Source organism: Streptomyces bauhiniae, from assembly GCF_004784475.1.
GTDB lineage: Bacteria > Actinomycetota > Actinomycetes > Streptomycetales > Streptomycetaceae > Streptomyces > Streptomyces seoulensis.
Window position 1 is genome coordinate 212,774 of sequence record NZ_SRRT01000002.1, and the last position, 20,966, is coordinate 233,739.

Sequence of the window (20,966 nt, forward strand, 5' to 3'; positions counted from 1 at the left end):
GGCCTTGGAAGGATCTCGGCGTGGCATGGAAGGCACTGCGCTCGGCGCTGGAAGCGGTTTATCTGCGGCGGCTGAACCGCAAGTTGGAGGGTCTGCCCCGGCCCCGGCATGTGGCGATCATGCTGGACGGCAACCGGCGCTGGGCGCGCGGCGCGGGGCACACCGACGTCCGTGAGGGCTATCGGGTCGGCGGCGCGAAGGTCACCGACTTCCTGCACTGGTGCGCCGACGCCGAGATCAGCCACGTCACCCTGTGGATGCTCTCCGACGACAACCTGCACCGTCCGGCCGCCGAACTCGGCCCGCTGCTCGACATCATCGAGGAGACCGTGCGCCGGGTCTGCGCGACCGACGCGCCGTGGGAGATCGAGATCATCGGCGCGCTGGACCTGCTGCCGGGCGACACCGCGCGGGTGTTGAAGGAGGCCGCCGCCACGACGGCCGGCCGGGGCGGTCTGAAGGTCGACGTGGCGGTCGGCTACGGCGGGCGCCGGGAGATCGTGGACGCGGTCCGGGCCGCCTTCGACAAGCACATCCGCGCCGGGGGCGACCCGCGCGACCTGGCCGCCGACTTCGACCTGGAGCACATCACCGACAACCTGTACTCCCCCGCCGGGCACGACACCGACTTCGTCATCCGCACCTCCGGCGAGCAGCGCCTCTCCGGCTTCCTGCTGTGGCAGTCGGCGTACGCGGAGGTGCACTTCGTGGACGTGCTGTGGCCCGCGTTCCGCCAGCTCGACCTGCTGCGCGCACTGCGCTCGTACGCGGCCCGCGAGCGGCGTTACGGGCGCTGAGCGGGCGTCAGTCCAGGCCGAGGCCCCGGCGGCCGGTGGCGTTGAGGCGCGCGGCCGGGAAGCGGTCGGGCCAGGTGCGCTCGTAGTGCTCCTCGGGGAAGTCGGCCGGGCTGGAGCCGGTGAGGAAAGCCTCGCGCACCGAGGAGGCGTACGCCTCGTTGCGGGGGCACCAGGGGGCGGCGGGGATGTACATGACGTTGCCCCAGCCGCGCTGGTCCCGGACCGGGGCCACGCTGTGGATCATGTCGCAGTGCCACCAGACGGAGTCGCCCGCGCGGACGTCGGGGATGCCGGTGAGCGCCCGCATCAGCAGCGGGTGCCACTTCTCGCTCGCGGGGAAGACCTGGTTGACGGTGACCCCGCACATGTCGTCCTCGGGGACGTCGGCCAGCAGCGGGCGCAGCATCAGGTAGGCCATGGCCTCGGGGATCGGCACGGTGTGCAGGACGCCCTGGTCGTGGTCCATGTCGGACAGCGCGGTCCAGCCCTGGAAGGTGCGGAACGCCGAGCACATGGTGGAGCCGGGGTACTGGGGGCCTTCGGTGCGGTGGGCCGGGTCCCAGGGGTCGTACTCCTCCGCGGTGCCGTCGAAGAGGTGGCGGAACGCCCGCTGGTAGGCGCCGGTCATCCACAGGTCGAGGGTGCCGGGGTCGCAGTGGGTGCCGAGGCCGGCGGAGTCGGTGCCGGGCGGGCGGCGGCGGATGCGGTCGGGGTAGAGGGCGTCGCGGTCGGGGTCGAACCACTGGACGCCGTTCGAGGTGTGCCGCCAGAAGGAGTTGAGGAAGGACTGCACACGGGCCATGCGCCCGCTCTGCCGTGCTTCCATCTGGGCCCGGGACCAGTAGACCGGGTAGATCTCCGGCTTGGAGCCGACGCTGCCGAAGAAGTCGTCGCCGGGGCCGGTGTAGTTCTCGAAGAAGCGGTTGCCCTCGACGTAGTCCACGATCCCGGCGTCCCAGGCGAGCGCCTGCTCGCGCGGGAAGTGGCCGCGTACGACGAGGCAGCCGCGGGCGGTGATGCGGGCCGACTGCTCGGGGGTGACGGTGCCGTTCTCGATGTCGGCGTAGTCGACGACCGGCCAGACGTCGTCACCGGCCGCCTCGATCTCCGCGACGCGGGCGGCCACGCGGTGCTCGACGGCGGCGAAGACCTCCTCGACGCCGCGGCCGGACGCCTTGATGCGGGTCCGGAGGGCGGTCTTGATCTCGCGGATCGCGGCGGGGAGATCTGTCGGAATCGTCTCCCAGTGCGGCAGCTCGCTGCGGGTGAGGGTCATGGCGGCCCAGCTCCTTTGGTGAGGGCTCCTTACCAAATCAACGGTATGCGGGGCGCCGGCTTTGGGCAAGAGTCCTTACTAGACTGGCGTACATGACACCCGCCAAGCCCTCGCTGGAGATGCTGCGCGCGCTCACGGACGAGAACGTGCTGCGCGCCCTCATGGCCGACCGGCGGCTGACCCGCGCCGAGATAGCGGCCCGCACCGGCATCTCCAAGCCGACCATCTCCGACGCCGTGCAGCGCCTCGCGGATTCCGGCCTGGTGGTGGACACCGGCGAGCGCACGACGGGGCGCGGCCGCTCGGGCTCGTACTACGCGCTCGCGCCGGGGCTCGGTACGGCGCTGGTGGCGAGCATCTCGCCGCGCGGCGTGACGGCGGAGACGGTGGACGCGCTCGGCGACACCGTGGGCCGGGCTCACGCCGGCCTCGGCCGCGACGCGGGCGAGCACCAGGCGGCCAGGGCGCTGGCCGAGGCGGCGTCCCAGCTCGGGGGTCCCTCCCGGCTCGCCGTCGTCAGCGCGGCCGACCCCGTCGACCGCGCGACCGGCCGCCTGGTCCGCCTCCCCGACGCCCCCTTCCTCGTCGGCGCCCTCGACCCCGCCACCGTCCTCGCCCCGCACGTCACCGGCTCCGTCCTGGTGGACAACGACGTCAACTGGGCCGCCCGCGCCGAACACGCGGCCGTGGGCGTCGACGACTTCGTCTACGTCCACCTCGGCGAGGGCCTCGGCTCCGCCGTCGTCACAGACGGCGCCGTCCGCCGCGGCCACGGGGGCCTGGCCGGCGAAATCGCCCACGTGTGCACGATCGGCCCGTCCGGTACGGCGATGCCCTTGACGGAGGTCTTCGCCGCGCTCGGCCTCCGCCGGCCGGGCTCGACGGCGATCGACGTACCGGCGCTGGAGGCGGCCCTCGCCTCCGACGCCGGTGCAACGGAGACGCTGGCGCGGGCGGTGGGGGGCGTGCTGAGCGCGGCCGTTGCCCTGGCGGACCCGGCCCTGATCGTGCTGGGCGGCGAGTGGGGGCGCCTTCCGGCGATGCGGGCGGCGATCGACCGCCAACTCTCCGCCGGCCCACGGCCCGTGGGGGTGGTGACGGCGACGGTCGATTCCCCGGAGCTGACGGCGGCGCGGGAGCGGGCGGTGGTGGAGCTGCGGGAGCTGGTTGTGGGGGACGCGCGGTGAGTACTCCTGGCCGGAGAAGGTGACCGCCAAGCTCGGCCCACCGGGGTCTGACGGCGGTGCGCGAGCGGGCGGTGCCGGTGGTGAGGGGCGCGCCTTCAGCACACGGCGATCGGCCCGGCTCCCGCTCCCTCTGGGCGGTGGTCGCGTTGAGAGCCTGCGGTGCCGGCAAGGAGGCACCAGCTCACGGACCGGCCGGCGACCCCCGCACGGGCCGCCTCCCGTCCGCGGAGGGACCGTGGGGGCCGGCCGACGGCCGGGCTCGCGAGCGGTGACGGGGCTGCCCACTCGGGCCGCGCGGCGAAAACCCCCTGGCCAGGGCCGGTGTGCCGTGCTGGGATGGCCCGATGGAGCGCACGGTGGACGTGGATCGGGGGGCGTACCCCGATGTGGTGACGCCCTGGGAGCAGGGGGCCTGGCGGGAGGCCGTCTTTGGGTGGGTGGATGCACAACTCGCTTACCATGGGCTGCGGTTGAGTGGGGTGGTTCGGGTTCGGGTGCGGCCCTGGTCGGTGTTGATGCGGGTGCCGGTGGGTGGGCAAGCATCCGTGTGGTTCAAGGCCAATCCGCCTGGCAGCCTGTTCGAGGGGCCGTTGACCGCAGCCTTGGCTCGGTGGGTGCCGGAGTATGTGCTGCGGCCGTTGGCTGTGGATGGCGGCCGGGGGTGGTCGTTGCTGCCGGATGGTGGGCCGCTGTTGCGGGAGGTGGAGGCTCCGCCGCGGGCCTGGGAGGAGTTGCTCGGCGGGTACGCGAGGATGCAGCGGGCCTTGGTTCCGCGCGTCAACGGACTTGCCGCGCTCGGCGTCCCGACGCTGCGGGTGAGCGAAGTGCCCGCGTCGTTCGACCGGTTGCGGGACGGGAACGGTTCGCTGGAGCCGGAGCAGCGGGCCCGGCTCGACGCACTGCGGCCCCGACTGGTCGACTGGTGCGCGGAGTTGGACGCGCTCGGCGTCCCTGATTCCCTCGACCACGCCGACCTGCACGAGGGCCAGCTCTTCCACCCGGAGCCGGGCCGGTTCACCTACTTCGACTGGGGAGACGCGATCGTCTCGCACCCCTTCGCCAGTCTGCGCATCCCGGCCCAGCGGGCGGCCGAGCGGTACGGCCCCGAGGTGCTCCCCCGCCTGCGCGACGCCTACCTGGAGCCTTGGACGGACCTCGGGCTGTCGACCGCGGAACTCCGCCGCGCGGCCCGACTCGCCTGGCGGCTGGGCGCGCTGGGCCGGGCCCGCGCCTGGACCCGGCTCTTCCCGTCCGCGACGGAGGCGACGAACGGCGTCCGCTCACTGCTGGAGACCGGGGACGCTCCCCCGTTCTGAGCCCCGGAGACCTCAGCCTCTGGGAGCCGCGCCGCCCGTGGCCCGGAGATGGTCACGGCGGGCGTTGTTGTACGTGCGCAGATGGACCTTGGCCACGGCGCAGGCCGCGCCGTCGGCACGGCACTGCCGGCAGGTCCCTACGTGCTGCTCATAGGTGGTACGGGCGTTGGCCAACGCCTCGTCGGTAGCGGACATGGTCATCTCCGGAGGAGGGCGCGCCCACGCGGACGGCGCCTGATTGAAACTGGTGAGTAACTTCCGGAGAAAGATCATCATGTTACTGCCGGTACTGGGAAACCAGGCGGGGTAAAGCCGAAAAGGGGGAACCGTCCGCCGACGGCTCCCCCTCCTGCCTCCCCTTCCCGCGCCGGTGACGCGGGAGGGGTCAGGAACGGCGTGCGCGCGAGGCGTACACCGTCCCGGCTCCCACGGCCAGCACGAGCGCGGCCCCACCCGCGAGCATGCCGACCGGGGCACCCGCACCGGTCTCCGCCAGCGGCGGATTACCGCCGTTGGGCGAGGACTTGGGCGCGGGCGGACTGGACTGGGCCGGCGGCACGTCCGCGTTGGTGGACGGCGTCGCGCCGGGCTTCGGGCTCACCGGGGGCTTGCTCCCCTCGGCGGGCGCGCTCGGCTCGCTCCCGGCGGGCGGCGCGGAGGGCGCCGGGCTCGCGGAGGTCTCCGGCGCGGACGGGCTCGGCGTGGCCGACTCCGGCGTACCGGCAGTCTCGCACCGCTTGTCCCCGCCGTTCCAGGCGGCTATCAGGTGGTACGGCGTGAGGACGCCGGCGCGCACGTCGGGCAGCGGGCCGTGGCCCTCGCCCTCCTTGCCGTCGTAGGCGGTGTCCTCGCCGTACAGGTCGATCTGGCCGAAGCAGGTCGGCGCCTTGATGCTGAGCTTCTGCCAGGTGCGCCCGTCGTCGTCCTTGCCCGCGACGTCCTTCGCGGTGAGGTGGACGGTGGCCTTGTCGATCATTTCCTGACGGCCGGAGGACGCCCAGTTCGGGCCCTCGGTGGTGTACTCGGCCAGGGAGACGGGGTAGCTGCACCCCTCGCCCACGCTCTGGCCGGGCGCGAGGCGGACCTCGACGGTGCCGGGGACGGTGTCCCACTGGTGGAACCCGCCCTGCGAGGACCAGTCGGCACCGACGACCTTGCCGTCGGCGTCGACCAGTCGGTACTGCACGGTGGCGGACGAGCAGTCGCCGCCCTCCTGCGCATGGGCGGCGGTGGCGCCGATCAGCGGCGCGGCGGTCGCCGCGAGGAAGGCCGCGGCGGCCGTGGCGAGAAATCTGGCTGGTTGCGAGCGTGCCAAGGTGAGCCTCTGTCCGTTCAAAGGTGTGGGAGGTGGCAGGGCGCGCGCCAACCGGCGCGCGGCGCCCCGTGTCCCTTCGCCCGCCCGAGGCGGAAGCGAGGACGGTCAGAGTCTTGTCGCCTTTACAACTCCCGTCAATTTTCCACGAGTTGAGCATCATCACAGTTGCGCCGGAACCGAATACGCAGGTCAGCACGGACGGCAGATTTCGGTACGGGACCCGACATCCCCGAATTTGCACGGGTCGGCCCGGCCGGTCGGAGCGGGGCCGCATGCGGCTACTCCCCCGGCGCGAGGGTGGCCGCGAGCAGCCGTGCCGTCTCCTCGATCAGCGCCTCGTCCACGGGCGCGTCGGGCGTCGGCTTGGTGGACAGCACGGACAGCAGCAGCGGCGTGCCCTTGCCGGTCCAGGCCACGCCGAGGTCGTTGGCGGTGGCGTAGGAGCCGGTACCGGTCTTGTCCGCGAGGACCCAGTCCGACGGAAGCCCGGCGCCGAACCGCTTGCCGCTGGTGGTGTTGCCGCGCAGCCACCCGACGAGCTGCTCCCGGTCGCCGCCGCTCAACGCCCGCCCCAGGGTGAGCAGTTCGAAGGTGCGGCCGAGGGCGCGCGGGGTGGTGGTGTCGCGCGGATCACCGGGTACGGCGGTGTTCAGGTCGGTCTCCCACCGGTCGAGCCGGCTCACCCGGTCGCCGAGGGAGCGGAAGAAGCGGGTGAGTCCGGCCGGGCCGCCGATCCGGCGGAGCATGAGGTTGCCCGCCGTGTTGTCGCTGTACTGGATGGCGGCCGCGCACACCTCGCCCAGCGCCATCCCGGTCTCCTGATGGGCCTTGGTCTGCTCGGAGTTGGCGAGGATGTCCGCCGGCGGGTAGTGGATCACCTCGCCGAGCGCGGCCCGGCCGCCGTGGTCGCGGAGGACCGCCGCGGCGGCGATGGCCTTGAACGTCGAGCACATGGCGAACGATTCGTCGGCGCGGTACGCCACCGTCGCACCGGTGCGCGTGTTGTGCGCGTACACACCGAGCCGCGCGCCGTACCGCTTCTCCAGCGCGGCCAGCTCGGGGCGCAGCACGGCCGGGCCGTTCGGGGCGGCGAAGGCGGGGGCGGCGGAGGTCGCGGCGGCAGCGGCGGTGAGGGCGGCGCCGGCGCGGAACAGGGTGCGTCGCGGGACGGGGGTGGCACGGGTCATGTGCGGTTTCCTTCACGGGAGTTGGGCCGTCGGGCCAGTTGGATCACCGACGGGTGACAGCGAAACAGCAGGACACCGCTCATGTCCAAGAGTGAACTTTGAACGCTCCATGACTTATTGATATGACTCCTGGATGGATCTGCTCGCGCATCTGGCGGCGTTCACCGCAACGGCCGACGAGGTGAGCTTCTCGCGCGCCGCCGACCGGCTGGGGATCGCACAGCCGCTCCTCAGCCGCCGCATCAAGACGCTGGAGGCGCACTTCGGCGGCCAGTTGTTCGATCGCTCCCGGCGCCAGGTCACCGTGACGGAGTTCGGCACCTCACTCCTCCCGTACGCACGCGACGTGCTGGAGCGCGCCGGCCGGCTGGACCAGGCCGCCCGCTCGGCCCGCGCCGCGCGGACACGGGTCGTGGGCGTGCCCGCGCACTGCGCGCCGGTGGCCCTGGCGGGCGTACTCCGCGCCGGTACGGAGCACGGCACTACGCTGGCGGTACGCGAACTCCCGCCGCTGCAAAGGCAGTCGGGCCTTGGTGACGGTTCGCTGACCTACGCCCTGCTCCGCGTGGCCCCCGAACGGGCCGCACTCCGGGTCCCACTCGGCCTGGCCGCGGGGCGACAACTCGCCCGGCGCGCCCTCCACCTGGAGGACCTCCGTCCGCCCCGAGGGGTGGCCGGGCTGCCGATCCTGACCCTGGAGGAGGACGAAGTGCCGTACGCGCAGGACCGGTTGGCGCGGGCAGCCGCCCGAGCCGGGCTGCCGGAGACCCTCGTACGGCCGGCCGGTCCGGCCGCCGCCGCGCTGGCCGACACGCTGGCCGGGCGGGCGCGGCTGCTGTGCGCGGAGCCCTTCGCCCGGCAGCACGGCGCGAGCTGGACCCCGCTGGCCGACACCTCCCTGCACCGGGGGTACGAGATGGGCGCGAGCGAGTCCCACGGGGAGTCGGGCGAGGTACCTCAGTGGCTGGCGGAGTCCCTGGCGGAGGTGACGGGATGAGCACCGAGGTGGCGGACGGCATCGCCCGCGAGTGGGACGCGCTCGGCATCCGGGGCTCATTCCTGGCCCGGAACATCGACACCGGCGAGGAGCTGGGCTTCGCCGAAGACGTACCGGTGCCCCTCGCCTCCGTGGTGAAGGTCCCGCTGGCCCTGGTCGTGCTGGACCGGATCACGGCCGGGGCACTCGACCCCGCCCGGCCCGTGACCTACGTACCCTCCGCCGGGAGCGCCGGTCCGACCGGGCTCGCGGCATTCCGCCATCCGGCGACGCTGGCCGTCGGCGACCTGCTGCTGATGATGCTCTCGGTGAGCGACAACGCCGCCGCCGACCTCCTCCTCGACCTGGTCCCGGTACCGGAGGTGGACAAGTGGCTGCGCTCCTGGGACTGCCCCGGCCTGCGGGTACGGCACCGGCTGCACCACATGTACGCCTGCGCGGCCGGCGTCTCCGGCAACGACTTCTCGCTCGCCCTGGAGCTGGCCGTACGCGACGAGCGCACCGGCCGGCACACCATCGAGACGCTGGACCCGGCGCACGCCAGCACCGGGACGGCCGGGGCGCTGGTCTCCCTGCTGGAGCGGGTGTGGCGCGACGAGATCTCCGACCCGGCGGCGACGGCCGAACTGCGCCGGCTCATGGGCCTGCAGGTCTTCGCCCACCGGATGGTGAGCGAGCTGCGCGCGGACTCACTGCGGTTCAGCGGGAAGACGGGGTCGTTCCTGCATCTGCGGCACGAGATCGGGGTGGTGGAGGCGGACTCCGGCGACCGGGTTGCGCTGGCGGCGCTGACCCGCGCGGACCGCAGGGCGTCCCTGGCGCCGGACATCGACCTGGCGATCGGGGTCGCCGCCCGGCGCGCGTTCGAGGCGCTGCGGAAGTGAGGCCGGGCGTCAGCCTCTGCCGCCGCTGAGCCGCCTCCACTCGGGGCCGACGCGGCTCCACTCCTCGTCCCACTCCGCGAGCCGGCGCCGGACGAGCGTGCCGCACACCAGGCGTCCGCCGGCCCAGACGGCCGTGCCGGTGATCTGGGCGACGAGGACGCCGGTGAGCACGGTCTGAAGCAGGGACTCGGCCATGGAGGCGGGCGGCGGCACGGTGCGTCCGGTGCCGTCGGTCCACAGGTCGACGGTGGTGCCGGCCGGGGTGCCGGGGCTCACCTTGGCCTTGTCGGTGTGCACCGCGCCCTTGCCGTCGGTCCAGCGGACCTTGGCCCACACCCGGTCGTCGTCGTAGCCGCCGCGCGAGGGCGCGGTCTTCGGCGCCGGACCGGTGAGGACCGCGCGGACCTCATGTACCTGGTCGCGGCGCTCGGCGAGCGCGGAGTCCACGGAACTCGCGGCCGCCCAGCCCGCGAGGGCACCGCCCAGTACGACGAAGATCCAGGTGAGGAGCACGACCCACGCCTCGACGAGGTCGCCGTGTCTGCGCAGCGGATTGCGCCGCCAGCGCCAGAGTCGTATCGGGGTGATCGTTTCCGGAGGTGTCCGAGTCATCGGCAGCCGCCTCCTCTCGCCTGCCCACACCACCATCGTGCACCTGACCCGGCGCGCCCGCAGTACGGACGGCCGGGGCGGAAGAACCGCAGGCGGGAGGGGGTACAACAGACAGGGAGGCGCCCCCGAACCAACCGGTTCGGGGGCGCCCCCGCGGGTGCTGCGACTCAGGCGAGGTCGAAGCGGCCCAGGTTCATCACCTTGTGCCACGCGGCGGCGAAGTCCTTGACGAACTTCTCCTTGGCGTCGTCGGAGGCGTACACCTCGGCGACGGCGCGCAGCTCGGCGTTGGAGCCGAATACCAGGTCGGCACGGGTGCCGGTCCACTTCACCGCGCCGGTGGCGGCATCGCGGCCCTCGAAGGTGGCCTGGTCCTCGGAGGTGGAGCTCCACGTGGTGCCGAGGTCGAGCAGGTTGACGAACCAGTCGTTCGTCAGCACGCCCGGCGTCTCGGTGAAGACGCCCAGGTCGGAGTCCTGGTAGTTGGCGCCCAGGACCCTGAGGCCGCCGATGAGGACGGTCAGCTCCGGGGAGGTGAGGGTCAGCAGGTTGGCGCGGTCGACGAGCGCGTACTCGGCGCGGCCGGGGTTGCTGCCCTTGCCGGCGTAGTTGCGGAAGCCGTCGGCGGCGGGCTTGAGCGCCTCGAACGACTCGACGTCGGTCTGCTCCTGGCTCGCGTCCACGCGGCCCGGTGTGAAGGGCACGTCGACCGGGAAGCCGCCGTCCTTCGCGGCCTTCTCCACCGCGGCGTCGCCGCCGAGGACGATCAGGTCGGCCAGGGAGACGTGCTTGGCACCGGCGGAGGCGTTGAACTCCTCCTGGATGCCCTCGAGCGTGCGGAGCACCAGCGCGAGCTGGTCCGGGTCGTTGACCTCCCAGCCGCGCTGCGGCTCGAGGCGGACGCGGGCGCCGTCGGCGCCGCCGCGCTTGTCACTGCCGCGGAAGGTGGACGCGGACGCCCACGCGGCGCTGACGAGCTGCGCCACGGTGAGACCGGAGTCCAGGATCTTGCCCTTGAGCGCGTCGGCGTCGGCGGCGTCGATCGGCTCGCCCACCGGCTGGGGCAGCGGGTCCTGCCAGAGCAGCGTCTCCTCGGGGACCTCGGGGCCGAGCAGCAGCGACTTCGGGCCCATGTCGCGGTGGGTCAGCTTGTACCAGGCGCGGGCGAAGGCGTCCGCGAATTCCTCGGGGTTCTCGTAGAAGCGGCGGGAGATCGGCTCGTAGATCGGGTCGAAGCGCAGCGACAGGTCCGTCGTGAGCATGTTCGGCGCGATCTTCTTGTCCGGGTCGAAGGCGCTGGGCACGGTGCCGTCGCCCGCGCCGTCCTTCGGCTTCCACTGCTTGGCGCCGGCGGGGCTCTCGGTCAGCTCCCACTCGTAGCCGAAGAGGGTGGCGAAGAAGTTGACGTCCCAGGTGATCGGGGTGGAGTTCCAGGTGACCTCCAGGCCCGAGGTGATGGTGTCGGGGCCCTTGCCGGTGCCGTAGCTGCTCTTCCAGCCGAGGCCCTGCTGCTCCATCGGGGCGTCCATCGGGTCGGGGCCGACGTCGCTCGACGGGCCCGCGCCGTGGGTCTTGCCGAAGGTGTGGCCGCCCGCGATCAGGGCGACGGTCTCCTCGTCGTTCATCGCCATGCGGGCGAAGGTCTCGCGGATGTCGCGGGCCGCGGCGATCGGGTCCGGGTTGCCGTTGGGGCCCTCGGGGTTGACGTAGATCAGGCCCATCTGGACGGCCGCGAGGGGCTCTTCCAGCTCACGGTCGCCGGTGTAGCGCTCGTCGCCGAGCCAGGTGGTCTCCGGACCCCAGTACACGTCGGCGTCGGGCTCCCAGGCGTCCACGCGGCCGCCGCCGAAGCCGAAGGTCTTGAAGCCCATGGTCTCCAGCGCGACATTGCCCGCGAGGATCATGAGGTCGGCCCAGGAGATGTTCTTGCCGTACTTCTTCTTCACCGGCCAGAGCAGCCGGCGGGCCTTGTCCAGGTTGGCGTTGTCCGGCCAGCTATTGAGGGGGGCGAAGCGCTGCTGGCCGGTGCCGCCACCGCCGCGGCCGTCACGGGTGCGGTAGGTGCCGGCGCTGTGCCAGGCCATGCGGATGATGAACGGGCCGTAGTGGCCGAAGTCGGCGGGCCACCAGTCCTGGGACGTGGTGAGCACCTCCGCGAGGTCGCGTTTCACGGCCGGCAGGTCGAGGTTCGAGAACGCCTCGGCGTAGTCGAACTCCTCGCCCAGCGGGTTGGCGACGGGCGGGTTCTTGGCAAGGACCTTCAGGTTGAGCTGCTTGGGCCACCAGCGGTCGTTGCCGCTGCCCAGGGCGGGGTGCAGGGAGGTGGCACTGGCTCCGTGTGCGACGGGGCAGCCGCCGGTCTCCTCGGGCTTCGGGTCGGTGACGATCGCGTCTTCGTTGTGAGGCATGTCGATCCTTCCGGAAAGGGCGGGATAAAGCGGCGCTAGGAGCTGCGGCCGGTGGAACAGTCGGAGCAGATGCCCCAGTACACGACCTCGGCCTCGTCGATCACGAAGCCCCGGTCGTCGGAGGCGGTCAGGCAGGGCGCGTGACCCACCGCGCAGTCGACGTCGGCGACGGCACCGCACGAGCGGCACACGGCGTGGTGGTGGTTGTCGCCGACGCGTCCCTCGAACCGGGCGGCGCTGCCGGCCGGCTCGATGCGGCGTATGAGCCCAGCGGCGGTGAGCGCGTGCAGGGCCTCGTAGACGGCCTGTACGGAGATGTGGCCCACTCGCTCGCGGACCTGGGCGGCGATCGCCTCGGCACCGAGGTGGTCGCCCGCGCGGACGGTCTCCAGCAGCGCGACGCGGGCCGCCGTGACGCGGAGACCCGCACCACGCAGTTCCGCGGCGGCGGTGGTCGGAGGCTGGGATGCGGTCATGGGGGAACACTAGCGCCTTAAACACGAATGATTCAAGAAAACGAGCTGTACAAGTTTTTGACTTCTTAGGGTCACTGGTCGACACCGGTACGTACCCGTACGCACCGGCACTTACCGAATGAAACGGAACCCGCCGAGGGGGTGGTTCCCCGCCGGGGCGGCGCTCACTCGTCCGGGTGCTCCCGGCCCGCCATCCGTGGCAGGGCGGAGGCTCTCTCGTTCGGCAGCAGTGTGATGTTTCCGGCATGACGTGAATGTCGGGGCACCGGAGGGCAGCAGTCCCCTTCATGCCCCACGCGAATCTCCAGCGGCAGGTGATCGGATGACCACGGCGACGACCCGGACGCCCCGGACGCCGCCCGCACGGCCCGGCGCGGCCGGTGCCCCCGCCCCACCGGACGGCGTCAGACCCGCGCTGCCCTCGCTCACCGGACTGCGCTGGGTGGCGGCCCTGCTGGTGTTCGGACTGCACATCAACAACTTCGGCTACCTCGGCGGCCAGGCCGGACGCCTGGTCTCCTGGGCCTTCACACCCGGCGGCACCGGGGTGTCGTTCTTCTTCATCCTGTCGGGGTTCGTGCTGACCTGGTCGGCCCGGCCCGGCGACCGCGCGCCCGGCTTCTGGCGGCGGCGGATCGCCCGCGTCTACCCGGTCCACCTGGCCACCGCCCTGCTCGCGGTCGCCATCGCCTTCGCCATGGGCAAGCCGGCCCTCCCGACCTGGAAGCAGACCCTGGCGAACCTGTCGCTGGTGCACTCCTGGTGGCAGCCCTGGTGGCAGACGCTCAACCCGGTGAGCTGGTCGCTGGCCTGCGAGGCGTTCTTCTACGCGCTCTTCCCGGCCCTCTTCTGGCTGCTGCGCCGGCTGAACGCGCGCGGCACGCTGGCCCTCGGCGGCCTCGCGGCGGTGGTCGCGCTGACCCTGGCCTGGGCGGACGCCCATCACTGGCTGAACCAGCCGATGTACTCGCTGCCCCTGGCCCGGCTGCCGGAGTTCGTGCTCGGCACGGTCACCGCGCGGCTGGTGCTGCTCGGCCGCTGGCGCGGACCCGGCGTGGAGGGCTCGCTGGCCCTGGCCATCCTCGGCTACTTCCTCGTCCCCCAGGTGGCGCCCGGTTACGCGGCCACCTCCTGCACCCTGGCCGGGTTCACCCTGCTGATCCCGGCGGCGGCCGTGGCCGACCTGCGCGGGCAGCCCACGCTGTGGCGGGGGCGGCGGCTGGTGCGGCTCGGGGAGCTGTCGTTCGCGTTCTACATGGTGCATCTGCTGGTGCTGCGCGCGGGCATCTCCGTGCTGGGCGACAAGCCGCGCTTCGGCGCCGTGGCCGGGATCGGGGTGACCGCGGCCGCGTTCGCGATCTCGCTCGCGCTGTCCTGGGCGCTGTTCGAGGGTGTGGAGCGCCCGGTCCGGCGCCTGCTGCTGCGGGACCGCCGTACGAAGGAACGGCCCGCCGTCCAGAAGGAGCCGGTCGCGGCCGAGTGACCCATGGCAGCCGGGTGCCGGCCCCTCAAGGATGAGGGACCGGCACCCTTCGCATCGCGCCGTCAGGAGTTGGCGCAGATGTTGCCGAACGCGGGGTTCAGCAGGCCCACGACGTCGATCGTGTTGCCGCACAGGTTGACCGGGACGTCCACCGGGATCTGGATGACGTTCCCGGAGGCGACGCCGGGGCTGTTGGCGGCGACACCGGTGGTCGGGTCGGGGTCGGCCGCCTGGGCCGCCGTGGCACCGGAGAGGGCAAGGGCGCCCGCGAGAACGGCCGTTGCAGCAAGCTTGCGCATACGCATGAGGTTGCCTCACTGAATCGAGGGTGGGGACTCCTCCATCACAGCGGCAGCCCGGGCGGTGCGCCCGCCGTGCTACTCCGTTCGGGCGGCAGCCCCCGGTCCGGGGACCGTCCGAGGTGGGAGCGGGAAGCTCCCGGTGGGTGAAGTCGGCCCGGCCGCCCAGGAGTTGACCTGGGCGGCCGGCCGCTCGGACGCCTGACCGGGCCGGGGGCCGCGACGGAGGGCCGCGCGGCCCTCCGTGCACGCCACCCTAGGCGCGGCCCGCGGAGCCCGCCTTCCGGGCTCCGCGCTCCCCGCTACGGGAACTGCGTGATCTTGGACGGGACGGTGTCCGACCCCGAAGTGGGGGCCCCGGTGTTGTTGACGACGTGGGCGTACTGGCCCTTGCCGCCGAGCGAGATCACCTGGATGTCGTGCAGCTTGACCCCGGAGTTCACCGGGACCTGGAAGCCGTGCGCCTGGACGATCGAGGAGTCCGTGGTGAAGTTGCAGTAGCTGCCCAGACCCCATGCCTCGTGCGAGGTGACCGAGTCGGCGACCTTGTAGGCCGCGTAGCCGACGATGCCGTCATGGGTGATGGCGGCGGAGTTGGGCACGTCGTACGCCTTCTCGTTCTGGAAGAAGATCGTGCGCCCGCGCTGGCCGGCCCAGTACACGTCGTACTTGTTGTAGTGCTCGACGAACAGGCCGGTGGCCAGGACGTCGTTGCCGTTCACGCGCAGGCCGTAGTCGGCGCGGTTGGTGTCCCAGCCGACGCCGCTGCCGTGGTCGGCGCGCCAGAGCCAGGTGTGGTCGATGATCACGTTGTTGCTGTTGACCACGACCGAGTTGGTGGCGAGGCCGGGTCCGGCACCGCCGATGCGCACGAACACGTCCTGCATGGTGGTGGGGTTGGCCGAGTGGTCGGCGGTGGAGCCGGCCGGGCCGATCCGCAGCAGGGTGTCGGAGTTGGCGCTGCCCGCGTCGATGAGGAAGCCGGCGAGCTTCACGCCGTCCACGTCGGCCACGTGCATGGCGTCCACGCCGCCGTCCGGGACGATGGTGGCGAGACCCAGGCCGAGCACCACGGTGTTGGCGCGGGTGACCTCGATGGCCCGGTCCAGGTGGTAGACGCCCGGGGTGAACAAGAGGTTGAGCCCCTGGGCGAGCGCCTGGTTGATAGTGGCCGCGGTTGCGCCGGGCTTGACCACGTAGAACTGGTCGAGCGGCAGCGAGGAGCCGGCGTTGGCCGGCCAGGACACGCCCCGCGCGTTGGTGCGCTTGGCCGGGACGAAGACCTTGTACGTGGAGCCGTCGAGGTAGAGGAACGGCTTCTCACGCGAGACCGGGGTGTTGTCCAGCGTGGTGTACGGGCCGCTGTCGAAGTTGGTCGCGGGCGCGCCCTGCACCCCGCTGAAGACCATGTTCCAGACGCCGTTGGTCCAGCCGCCGACCGAGCTGTCGCGGGTGTACCACTGCTGCTGGGAGTACGGTCCCACCGTGCCGTCGATCTTCGAGTCGGCGATGTAGCCGCCGGAGGCCCAGCCGTAGCCGTTGGGCGCGAGGTTGAGCCCGCCCTGGACGTGGATACGGCGGAACGGCGCGGCCTGGGCGACGGCCCAGCGGTCGGTGCCGTTGACCGGGCGGATGGCGAGGTTCTCCGCCGAACGCCAGAAGTTCTGCGTGGCGTTGCCGTTGAACCAGCCCGCGTCGACGGTGATGTCACCGTTGATCTGTACGTCGTCGGGGTTGAGCCCGAGGCCGGAGACCGAGGTGTAGAAGCCGAGCTGGGCGTTGATGTTGCTGTACGTGCCCGGCTTCATCAGGAACTGGTAGCGGGCGGAGCCGAACTGGTTCGACTCCTGACTGGCGAAGACACTGTCGAACTTCTGCTGGAGGTTCGGCGTGCTCGGGTCGACGACGATCACGTTCGGGCCGAGGTCACCGCCGCCCTGCACCGGCGGGACACCGGTGGTGCCGGTGTGCACGGCCATCTCCCACAGCGAGTAGCCGTAAGTCGTGGCGCGGGCCGTCCCGTTGATGCGGACGTAGCGGCCGGAGCCGCTCACCGCGTACGAGCTGGTACCGCCGGTTCCGCCGGTGACGGTCTTGAGCGTGGTCCAGTTCGTGCCGTCGGTCGAGCTCTGGAGCTGGAAGTCCTTGCCGTAGGCGGCTTCCCAGTTCAGGTCGATGCCGCACAGGTCCTGCACCGAGCCGAGGTCGACGCGGAGCCACTGCGGGTCGGCGAACGCGCTGGACCAGCGGGTGCCCGTGTCGCCGTCGAAGGCGGCGGAGGCCGGGGTGCCCGCGCTCTCGGTGGACGAGGCGGTGGCGGGCTTGCCCTGCGCGGCGTTGGCGGTGTTGCAGCCGGCCTGGGCGGCGTCCGTCGCGGCGACGGCCGGGGGTTGGAGGGTGGGCAGGGCGAGCAGCGCTGCCGTGGCGGCGAGCGCTGTCCCCAGGGATCTCAGTCTCATTGCGGCTCCCTGCGACTTCGGGACCGGGGAGACCGGCCCCTGCTTAGTTCATGTTTTGATTTAAGGGATGAACCAACGCGGCGCAAGCCTTCGGAAGCCAAATCCTTCGCGCACAAGGGCGTTCACACCCAGCGGCCGTTCACACCGGGGCGGGACTGTCCGGACCATGTGCTTTGGTCCCGGCAGCCCCGCCCGGTGAGGTCAGCGGCCCGGCCGCCCCTGGGTGCGTAGTTGACCGACCGTCTTCAGCAACCGATCGGCAGGCGCCAGCAGTTGGGGATGGCCCAGCACGGTGTTGCGCAGTCCGCGCACCGGCCGGCGCCACACCCGCTGGGCCACGGAGACGGGGTGCGGACGGGACGCGAAGCCCTCGCCGACCCGGAGTTCGCGGGTCTTGAGCCAGTCCTTGTACTCCTTGTCGCCCCGCCCGAGGTCCACCAGGGTGACCCCGCTGCGGGCGGCGCCCTCGGCCGTGCGCAGGTGCATCATCAACCCCGGTGAGTAGTAGTGCAGTTCGGGGTCGTAGGCGGTGAACCAGGCGGCCAGGACGGTGCTGGAACGGGGTCCGAAATGGGCGGCGACCGGGCGGTCACCCGCGTACAGCACGGAGAGCACGCCGGTGAAGTGCTCCTCGCGGACGTGGAAGAGGTGCTCCACCAGGTCCACGATCCAGCGGCGGGAGAAGCGGTCCATCCGGCCGGTGCGGCGGTACTGGGCCGACTTCCAGCGCATGAGGGTGTCCAGCACCCGCGGGTCCCGCTCGTCGAAGACGAACCGCACCTCGCCGATGTCCCGGCCGAGCCGGCGTTCCTTCTTCAGGGTCGCCTTGGCGAGACCGGGGTAGGTGGCGCGCAGCCACTCCGCATACGTGCCGTCGCCGGGCTTCACGTCGATGACCGGTGAGGCGAAGGTGCCGGTGAGATGCGGGGCGAACGGCCGCTGCTCCTGCACCAGATGGTCGAACTCGAAGATGCTGAGCCCGCAGGCGCGCAGCAGTTCGGCCGCGTCCCAGGTGACACCGGGCCGGTGCACGAGCGCCTGGCAGTCGGAGAGCCCGAGCCCGATGGCCCGTCCGGTGCCGAGCGGCCCCCGCTCGTACGGGAGGAAGCCGACCGGCTCACCTCCCTCGCGCAGCACCGCGATGCGGACGCCGCCGCGATGGCGGCCGACTCCGATGGCGAACTCCGGTGCGAGGAAGGGGTTGGCGTACTCGGGTGACTCGTCCATCGCCCGGTGCCAGGCCCCGCGCAGCGCGGAGGTCAGTTCGCCGGGTCTGTGAATGGTGATCTCCACCGTGGTTCGCCCCGCCCTTCATGTGATCGCTCCCCCTCGCGCACCGCCGCTCAAACGTGGCGAAACAGTACGCACAGCGTCAAGGGTGCCTCAGAGGGCGGACGGTCCGCCACGGTTCCGCAGAGATCGACGGGTTCGGCAAGTGCCGTGCACAGGAGGGGCGTTCACTTACCGCCGGGTAAAGAGACGGTTTGGTCCAGTCCAAAGACGCGTATTGGACTAGACCAAGTCGGGCTCCGTCCACGACGCTGGCCTTCCCCCTCCCCCACCCCCCTCTGGAGGCTCGTAGTGAGACGACTTCGGGCATGTCTGGGCGCGGCGGCCGCCGTCACGCTGGCGGCGGCTGGCACCACGGCACTGGTCGCGGGCAGCGCGTCCGGCGCCACGAACGCGCTCGACAACCGCTGGTACGCGGCGGCCCCGTATCTGATGCCGACGGACAACGACCCGCCGGACGCGGCCGCCATCATGGACGCGACCGGCCTCAAGGCGTTCCAGCTCGCGTTCGTGCTGGCGCCCAACGGCGGTGGCTGCTCGCCGACTTGGGGCGGCACCTCGCCGGTCTCCTCGGACACCGCCGTGCAGTCCGTGATCAACACCATTCGCTCCAAGGGCGGTGACGTCTCCATCTCGATCGGCGGGTACGGCGGCACCAAGCTGGGCCAGACCTGCGCCGACCCGGCGGCCACGGCGGCGGCCTACCAGCAGGTCATCACCAAGTACGGCCTGCACGCCATCGACTTCGACCTGGAGGAGCCGGAGTACGAGAACACGGCGGCCATCCACAACGAGATCGGCGCGGCCAAGATCCTCCAGCAGAACAACCCCGGCCTGTACGTCTCGGTCACCACGGCCGGCACGGCGGACGGCACCGGCTGGTTCGGCAAGCAGATGCTGCTGGAGGCGAAGTCCCAGGGCTTCACCCCGAACAACTTCTCCATCATGCCGTTCGACGGCGGCTTCAACGGCGCGGCGAGCCAGACCAGCGCGCTGGCCGCCTTCAACGGCGTCCTGCGCTCCACCTTCGGCTGGGACGAGGCCACGGCGTACGCGCACGAGGGCTTCTCCGGGATGAACGGCCGCAGCGACACCGGGGAGTACTTCTCCCAGGCCGACTTCCAGACGGTGCTGGACTTCGCCACCGGCCACCACATGGACCGCTTCACCTTCTGGTCTTTGAACAGAGACCGCCAGTGCACCCCGGCCGACAACGGCGGGCGCACGTCCGGCACTTGCTCCAGCGTGGCCCAGAACGCCTGGGACTTCGCCAAGTTCTCGGTGAAGTTCGCCGGTGCCACCCCGCCCAACTCGACGCCCACGCCCACCCCGACCCCGACGCCCCCGAATCCCGGCAACTCCTGCAAGGCCGCCTGGAGTTCCTCGGCCGTGTACGTCGCCGGGGACGAGGCGTCCTACAACCACCACAACTGGAAGGCCAAGTGGTGGACCCAGAACGAGACCCCGAACGGCTCCGACTGGGGCCCGTGGCAGGACGAGGGCGCCTGCTGATCGCGTGACCCCTTGACGGGCCTGGACCGGACCTTTAGCTTCACGGGTCATCGACGTCCAAGGATGCGTTCGGTGTTCAGCATGCTGAACGCATCCGGCCCGGCGGGAGGACCCCCCCACATGATCCGTTCCCGGCTTCTCACGGCTGCGGCCGCGAGCCTCGCCCTCACTCTCGGCGCCTTCGGCGGCACCGCGCACGCGGCCGACCCGCACGTGGCGCCCGGCGGCAACTTCGACCTCTCGGTCTGGCAGCTCCAGGAGCCGGTCGGCTCCCCCGGCTCCCCCACCACGATCTCCTCGTCCCGGCTGCGCGGTGCGAACGGCTACCAGGACGCGTACTTCTACACCGACACCCGCGACGGCGCGATGACCTTCTGGGCGCCCGAGAAGGGCGTCACCACGCCGAACTCGAACTACGCCCGCTCCGAGCTGCGCGAGATGAACCGCGACGGCGGCGCCGCCGACTGGGCGCTCAGTGGCACGCACCGGATGAACGCGACCCTCCGGGTGGTGTCGGTGACCAAGAACGTCTGCGTCGGACAGATCCACCTCGGCTCCGGCGGCTCCTCCACCAAGCCGCTGCTGGAGCTCTACTACCACGCGGACGGCGACATCGTCCTGGGCACCGAGAACTCCCCCTCGGGCGGCCAGACCCCGCACACGGTGGGCCATGTGTCCCTCGGCAAGACCTGGACCTACAGCATCGCCGTGACCGGCGGGAACACCATCGAGCTGACCGTCAACGGCAGCACCACGCGCTACCCGATCCCCGCGTCCTTCAACCCGTACAAGCAGTACTTCAAGGCCGGGTCCTACAACCAGTCCTCCTCGGACTCGACCACCAACGGCGCCCGCGTCGCGTTCTACGGGCTGACCGTCCAGCACGGGTGACCCACGCTCCCACCTGCGCGAGTGGTGCATTCGGGCGAACGGTCGTAGCGTCGGCTAACGGTCGGACACAGCACGACAGGTGGGAGCGACCATGCGCGGATCACTGGTGGGAACGACGGTCACCCTGGCTGCGGGAGCCCTGCTCACCGCGGCGATGACGACGGCGTCGGCCAGCCCGCCGACGGCCCCCGTGCCACACCGGACCGCGCCCGTGCTCGTCGACTGCCAGTTCCAGAAGAACGTGCGCCCGGCGGACTTCATCCTGGCCTGCGGTGACGGCAACAGCCGGCTCACCGGGCTCAACTGGGTGAAGTGGGACTCGCAGTCGGCCGTGGCCGAGGGTGTGAACGTGGTCAACGACTGCGAGCCGTACTGCGCCAAGGGCGTCTTCCGCTCCTACCACGTGACCGTGCGCCTCGACCGCCCGGACACCTGGAAGAAGAACCCGGACGTCAAGCGCTGGACCCGGATGAGCGTGACGTACGACGACGCGCGCCCGAAGGGCTTCACGCAGACCATGGACTACCCGCTCTGGGGCTGATCCCGCCCGTACGCCGTCCGCTCCGGCCCCGCACCT

At 71.7% G+C, this 20,966-nt stretch carries 19 protein-coding genes; 9 read left to right on the forward strand and 10 right to left on the reverse strand.

Annotated elements, in window-relative coordinates; translation table 11 throughout:
- Nucleotides 1-20: 20 nt before the first annotated feature.
- The gene (locus tag E5083_RS06240; protein ID WP_244317401.1) at nucleotides 21-797 is read left to right on the forward strand and encodes an isoprenyl transferase; all 777 of its coding nucleotides are present in this window, start codon (nucleotides 21-23) and stop codon (nucleotides 795-797) included.
- Nucleotides 798-804: 7 nt separating this feature from the next.
- On the opposite strand, the gene E5083_RS06245 is transcribed toward E5083_RS06240, so the two are convergent.
- Nucleotides 805-2,073, reverse strand: coding sequence for a DUF1479 domain-containing protein (locus E5083_RS06245; protein ID WP_135784590.1), 1,269 nt, complete (start codon nucleotides 2,071-2,073; stop codon nucleotides 805-807).
- A gap of 92 nt (nucleotides 2,074-2,165) precedes the next feature.
- Between E5083_RS06245 and E5083_RS06250 the strand changes: the two genes are divergently transcribed.
- Entirely contained in the window at nucleotides 2,166-3,260 is a 1,095-nt protein-coding gene (locus E5083_RS06250; RefSeq protein ID WP_135784591.1) for an ROK family transcriptional regulator, read from the forward strand.
- A gap of 344 nt (nucleotides 3,261-3,604) precedes the next feature.
- Entirely contained in the window at nucleotides 3,605-4,576 is a 972-nt protein-coding gene (locus tag E5083_RS06255; protein ID WP_135784592.1) for an aminoglycoside phosphotransferase family protein, read from the forward strand.
- Between the two features lie 12 nt (nucleotides 4,577-4,588).
- Here E5083_RS06255 and E5083_RS06260 read toward each other — a convergent pair whose 3' ends face one another.
- The 3 genes from E5083_RS06260 to bla all read right to left on the reverse strand — a co-directional run bounded on the left by E5083_RS06260 (nucleotide 4,589) and on the right by bla (nucleotide 7,078).
- Nucleotides 4,589-4,771, reverse strand: coding sequence for a hypothetical protein (locus E5083_RS06260; RefSeq protein WP_135784593.1), 183 nt, complete (start codon nucleotides 4,769-4,771; stop codon nucleotides 4,589-4,591).
- 190 nt (nucleotides 4,772-4,961) lie between these two features.
- Complete coding sequence (locus E5083_RS06265; RefSeq protein ID WP_135784594.1) at nucleotides 4,962-5,891, reverse strand: hypothetical protein; 930 nt, start codon at nucleotides 5,889-5,891, stop codon at nucleotides 4,962-4,964.
- A gap of 278 nt (nucleotides 5,892-6,169) precedes the next feature.
- Nucleotides 6,170-7,078 carry a class A beta-lactamase gene (gene bla, locus E5083_RS06270; protein ID WP_135784595.1) on the reverse strand — a complete coding sequence of 303 codons (909 nt, stop codon included), beginning with the start codon at nucleotides 7,076-7,078 and terminating at the stop codon, nucleotides 6,170-6,172.
- A gap of 133 nt (nucleotides 7,079-7,211) precedes the next feature.
- Between bla and E5083_RS06275 the strand changes: the two genes are divergently transcribed.
- Together E5083_RS06275 and E5083_RS06280 are read left to right on the forward strand one after the other, a co-directional pair.
- Nucleotides 7,212-8,075 (forward strand): LysR family transcriptional regulator, encoded by an 864-nt coding sequence (locus tag E5083_RS06275; protein WP_135784596.1) that lies wholly within the window; start codon nucleotides 7,212-7,214, stop codon nucleotides 8,073-8,075.
- Nucleotides 8,072-8,959 (forward strand): serine hydrolase, encoded by an 888-nt coding sequence (locus E5083_RS06280; protein WP_135784597.1) that lies wholly within the window; start codon nucleotides 8,072-8,074, stop codon nucleotides 8,957-8,959. The genes E5083_RS06275 and E5083_RS06280 overlap by 4 nt, the downstream gene beginning before the upstream one ends.
- A gap of 9 nt (nucleotides 8,960-8,968) precedes the next feature.
- Here the strand turns inward: E5083_RS06280 and E5083_RS06285 are convergent, their stop codons facing one another.
- The 3 genes from E5083_RS06285 to E5083_RS06295 form a co-directional block, all read right to left on the reverse strand.
- Complete coding sequence (locus E5083_RS06285) at nucleotides 8,969-9,571, reverse strand: Rv1733c family protein (RefSeq protein ID WP_135784598.1); 603 nt, start codon at nucleotides 9,569-9,571, stop codon at nucleotides 8,969-8,971.
- Between the two features lie 167 nt (nucleotides 9,572-9,738).
- Nucleotides 9,739-11,979: a catalase/peroxidase HPI gene (katG, locus tag E5083_RS06290; protein WP_135784599.1), complete on the reverse strand. Its 2,241-nt coding sequence runs from the start codon at nucleotides 11,977-11,979 to the stop codon at nucleotides 9,739-9,741.
- Nucleotides 11,980-12,014: 35 nt separating this feature from the next.
- Nucleotides 12,015-12,455 carry a Fur family transcriptional regulator gene (locus E5083_RS06295; RefSeq protein WP_135784600.1) on the reverse strand — a complete coding sequence of 147 codons (441 nt, stop codon included), beginning with the start codon at nucleotides 12,453-12,455 and terminating at the stop codon, nucleotides 12,015-12,017.
- 322 nt (nucleotides 12,456-12,777) lie between these two features.
- Between E5083_RS06295 and E5083_RS06300 the strand changes: the two genes are divergently transcribed.
- The gene (locus E5083_RS06300) at nucleotides 12,778-13,938 is read left to right on the forward strand and encodes an acyltransferase family protein (protein ID WP_135784601.1); all 1,161 of its coding nucleotides are present in this window, start codon (nucleotides 12,778-12,780) and stop codon (nucleotides 13,936-13,938) included.
- A 62-nt stretch (nucleotides 13,939-14,000) separates the two neighbouring features.
- Here the strand turns inward: E5083_RS06300 and E5083_RS06305 are convergent, their stop codons facing one another.
- The 3 genes from E5083_RS06305 to E5083_RS06315 form a co-directional block, all read right to left on the reverse strand.
- Complete coding sequence (locus tag E5083_RS06305) at nucleotides 14,001-14,237, reverse strand: chaplin (RefSeq protein WP_130330423.1); 237 nt, start codon at nucleotides 14,235-14,237, stop codon at nucleotides 14,001-14,003.
- Nucleotides 14,238-14,539: 302 nt separating this feature from the next.
- On the reverse strand, nucleotides 14,540-16,696 hold the full coding sequence (locus E5083_RS06310) for a discoidin domain-containing protein (protein WP_135784602.1): 2,157 nt from the start codon (nucleotides 16,694-16,696) through the stop codon (nucleotides 14,540-14,542).
- Nucleotides 16,697-16,897: 201 nt separating this feature from the next.
- A complete protein-coding gene (locus E5083_RS06315) occupies nucleotides 16,898-17,989 on the reverse strand; it encodes a GNAT family N-acetyltransferase (RefSeq protein WP_135784603.1) in 1,092 nt (363 codons plus the stop codon).
- A gap of 288 nt (nucleotides 17,990-18,277) precedes the next feature.
- Here E5083_RS06315 and E5083_RS06320 point away from each other — a divergent pair, with 288 nt between their 5' ends.
- The 3 genes from E5083_RS06320 (at nucleotide 18,278) to E5083_RS06330 (ending at nucleotide 20,930) form a co-directional block, all read left to right on the forward strand.
- Nucleotides 18,278-19,498, forward strand: a complete 1,221-nt coding sequence (locus E5083_RS06320; RefSeq protein WP_135784604.1) for a carbohydrate-binding protein — start codon at nucleotides 18,278-18,280, stop codon at nucleotides 19,496-19,498.
- A 120-nt stretch (nucleotides 19,499-19,618) separates the two neighbouring features.
- A complete protein-coding gene (locus tag E5083_RS06325; RefSeq protein ID WP_135784605.1) occupies nucleotides 19,619-20,389 on the forward strand; it encodes a polysaccharide lyase family 7 protein in 771 nt (256 codons plus the stop codon).
- A gap of 91 nt (nucleotides 20,390-20,480) precedes the next feature.
- Complete coding sequence (locus tag E5083_RS06330; RefSeq protein WP_135784606.1) at nucleotides 20,481-20,930, forward strand: hypothetical protein; 450 nt, start codon at nucleotides 20,481-20,483, stop codon at nucleotides 20,928-20,930.
- Nucleotides 20,931-20,966: the final 36 nt, after the last annotated feature.

Bases quoted from the DNA above. Each gene is read 5' to 3' on its own strand.
- E5083_RS06280 (WP_135784597.1), top strand. From the start codon at position 8,072: ATGAGCACCGAGGTGGCGGACGGCATCGCCCGCGAGTGGGACGCGCTC.
- E5083_RS06260 (WP_135784593.1), bottom strand. From the start codon at position 4,771: ATGTCCGCTACCGACGAGGCGTTGGCCAACGCCCGTACCACCTATGAG.
- E5083_RS06325 (WP_135784605.1), top strand. From the start codon at position 19,619: ATGATCCGTTCCCGGCTTCTCACGGCTGCGGCCGCGAGCCTCGCCCTC.
- E5083_RS06285 (WP_135784598.1), bottom strand. From the start codon at position 9,571: ATGACTCGGACACCTCCGGAAACGATCACCCCGATACGACTCTGGCGC.
- E5083_RS06245 (WP_135784590.1), bottom strand. From the start codon at position 2,073: ATGACCCTCACCCGCAGCGAGCTGCCGCACTGGGAGACGATTCCGACA.
- katG (WP_135784599.1), bottom strand. From the start codon at position 11,979: ATGCCTCACAACGAAGACGCGATCGTCACCGACCCGAAGCCCGAGGAG.
- E5083_RS06250 (WP_135784591.1), top strand. From the start codon at position 2,166: ATGACACCCGCCAAGCCCTCGCTGGAGATGCTGCGCGCGCTCACGGAC.
- bla (WP_135784595.1), bottom strand. From the start codon at position 7,078: ATGACCCGTGCCACCCCCGTCCCGCGACGCACCCTGTTCCGCGCCGGC.
- E5083_RS06305 (WP_130330423.1), bottom strand. From the start codon at position 14,237: ATGCGCAAGCTTGCTGCAACGGCCGTTCTCGCGGGCGCCCTTGCCCTC.
- E5083_RS06295 (WP_135784600.1), bottom strand. From the start codon at position 12,455: ATGACCGCATCCCAGCCTCCGACCACCGCCGCCGCGGAACTGCGTGGT.
- E5083_RS06275 (WP_135784596.1), top strand. From the start codon at position 7,212: ATGGATCTGCTCGCGCATCTGGCGGCGTTCACCGCAACGGCCGACGAG.
- E5083_RS06255 (WP_135784592.1), top strand. From the start codon at position 3,605: ATGGAGCGCACGGTGGACGTGGATCGGGGGGCGTACCCCGATGTGGTG.
- E5083_RS06330 (WP_135784606.1), top strand. From the start codon at position 20,481: ATGCGCGGATCACTGGTGGGAACGACGGTCACCCTGGCTGCGGGAGCC.
- E5083_RS06300 (WP_135784601.1), top strand. From the start codon at position 12,778: ATGACCACGGCGACGACCCGGACGCCCCGGACGCCGCCCGCACGGCCC.
- E5083_RS06310 (WP_135784602.1), bottom strand. From the start codon at position 16,696: ATGAGACTGAGATCCCTGGGGACAGCGCTCGCCGCCACGGCAGCGCTG.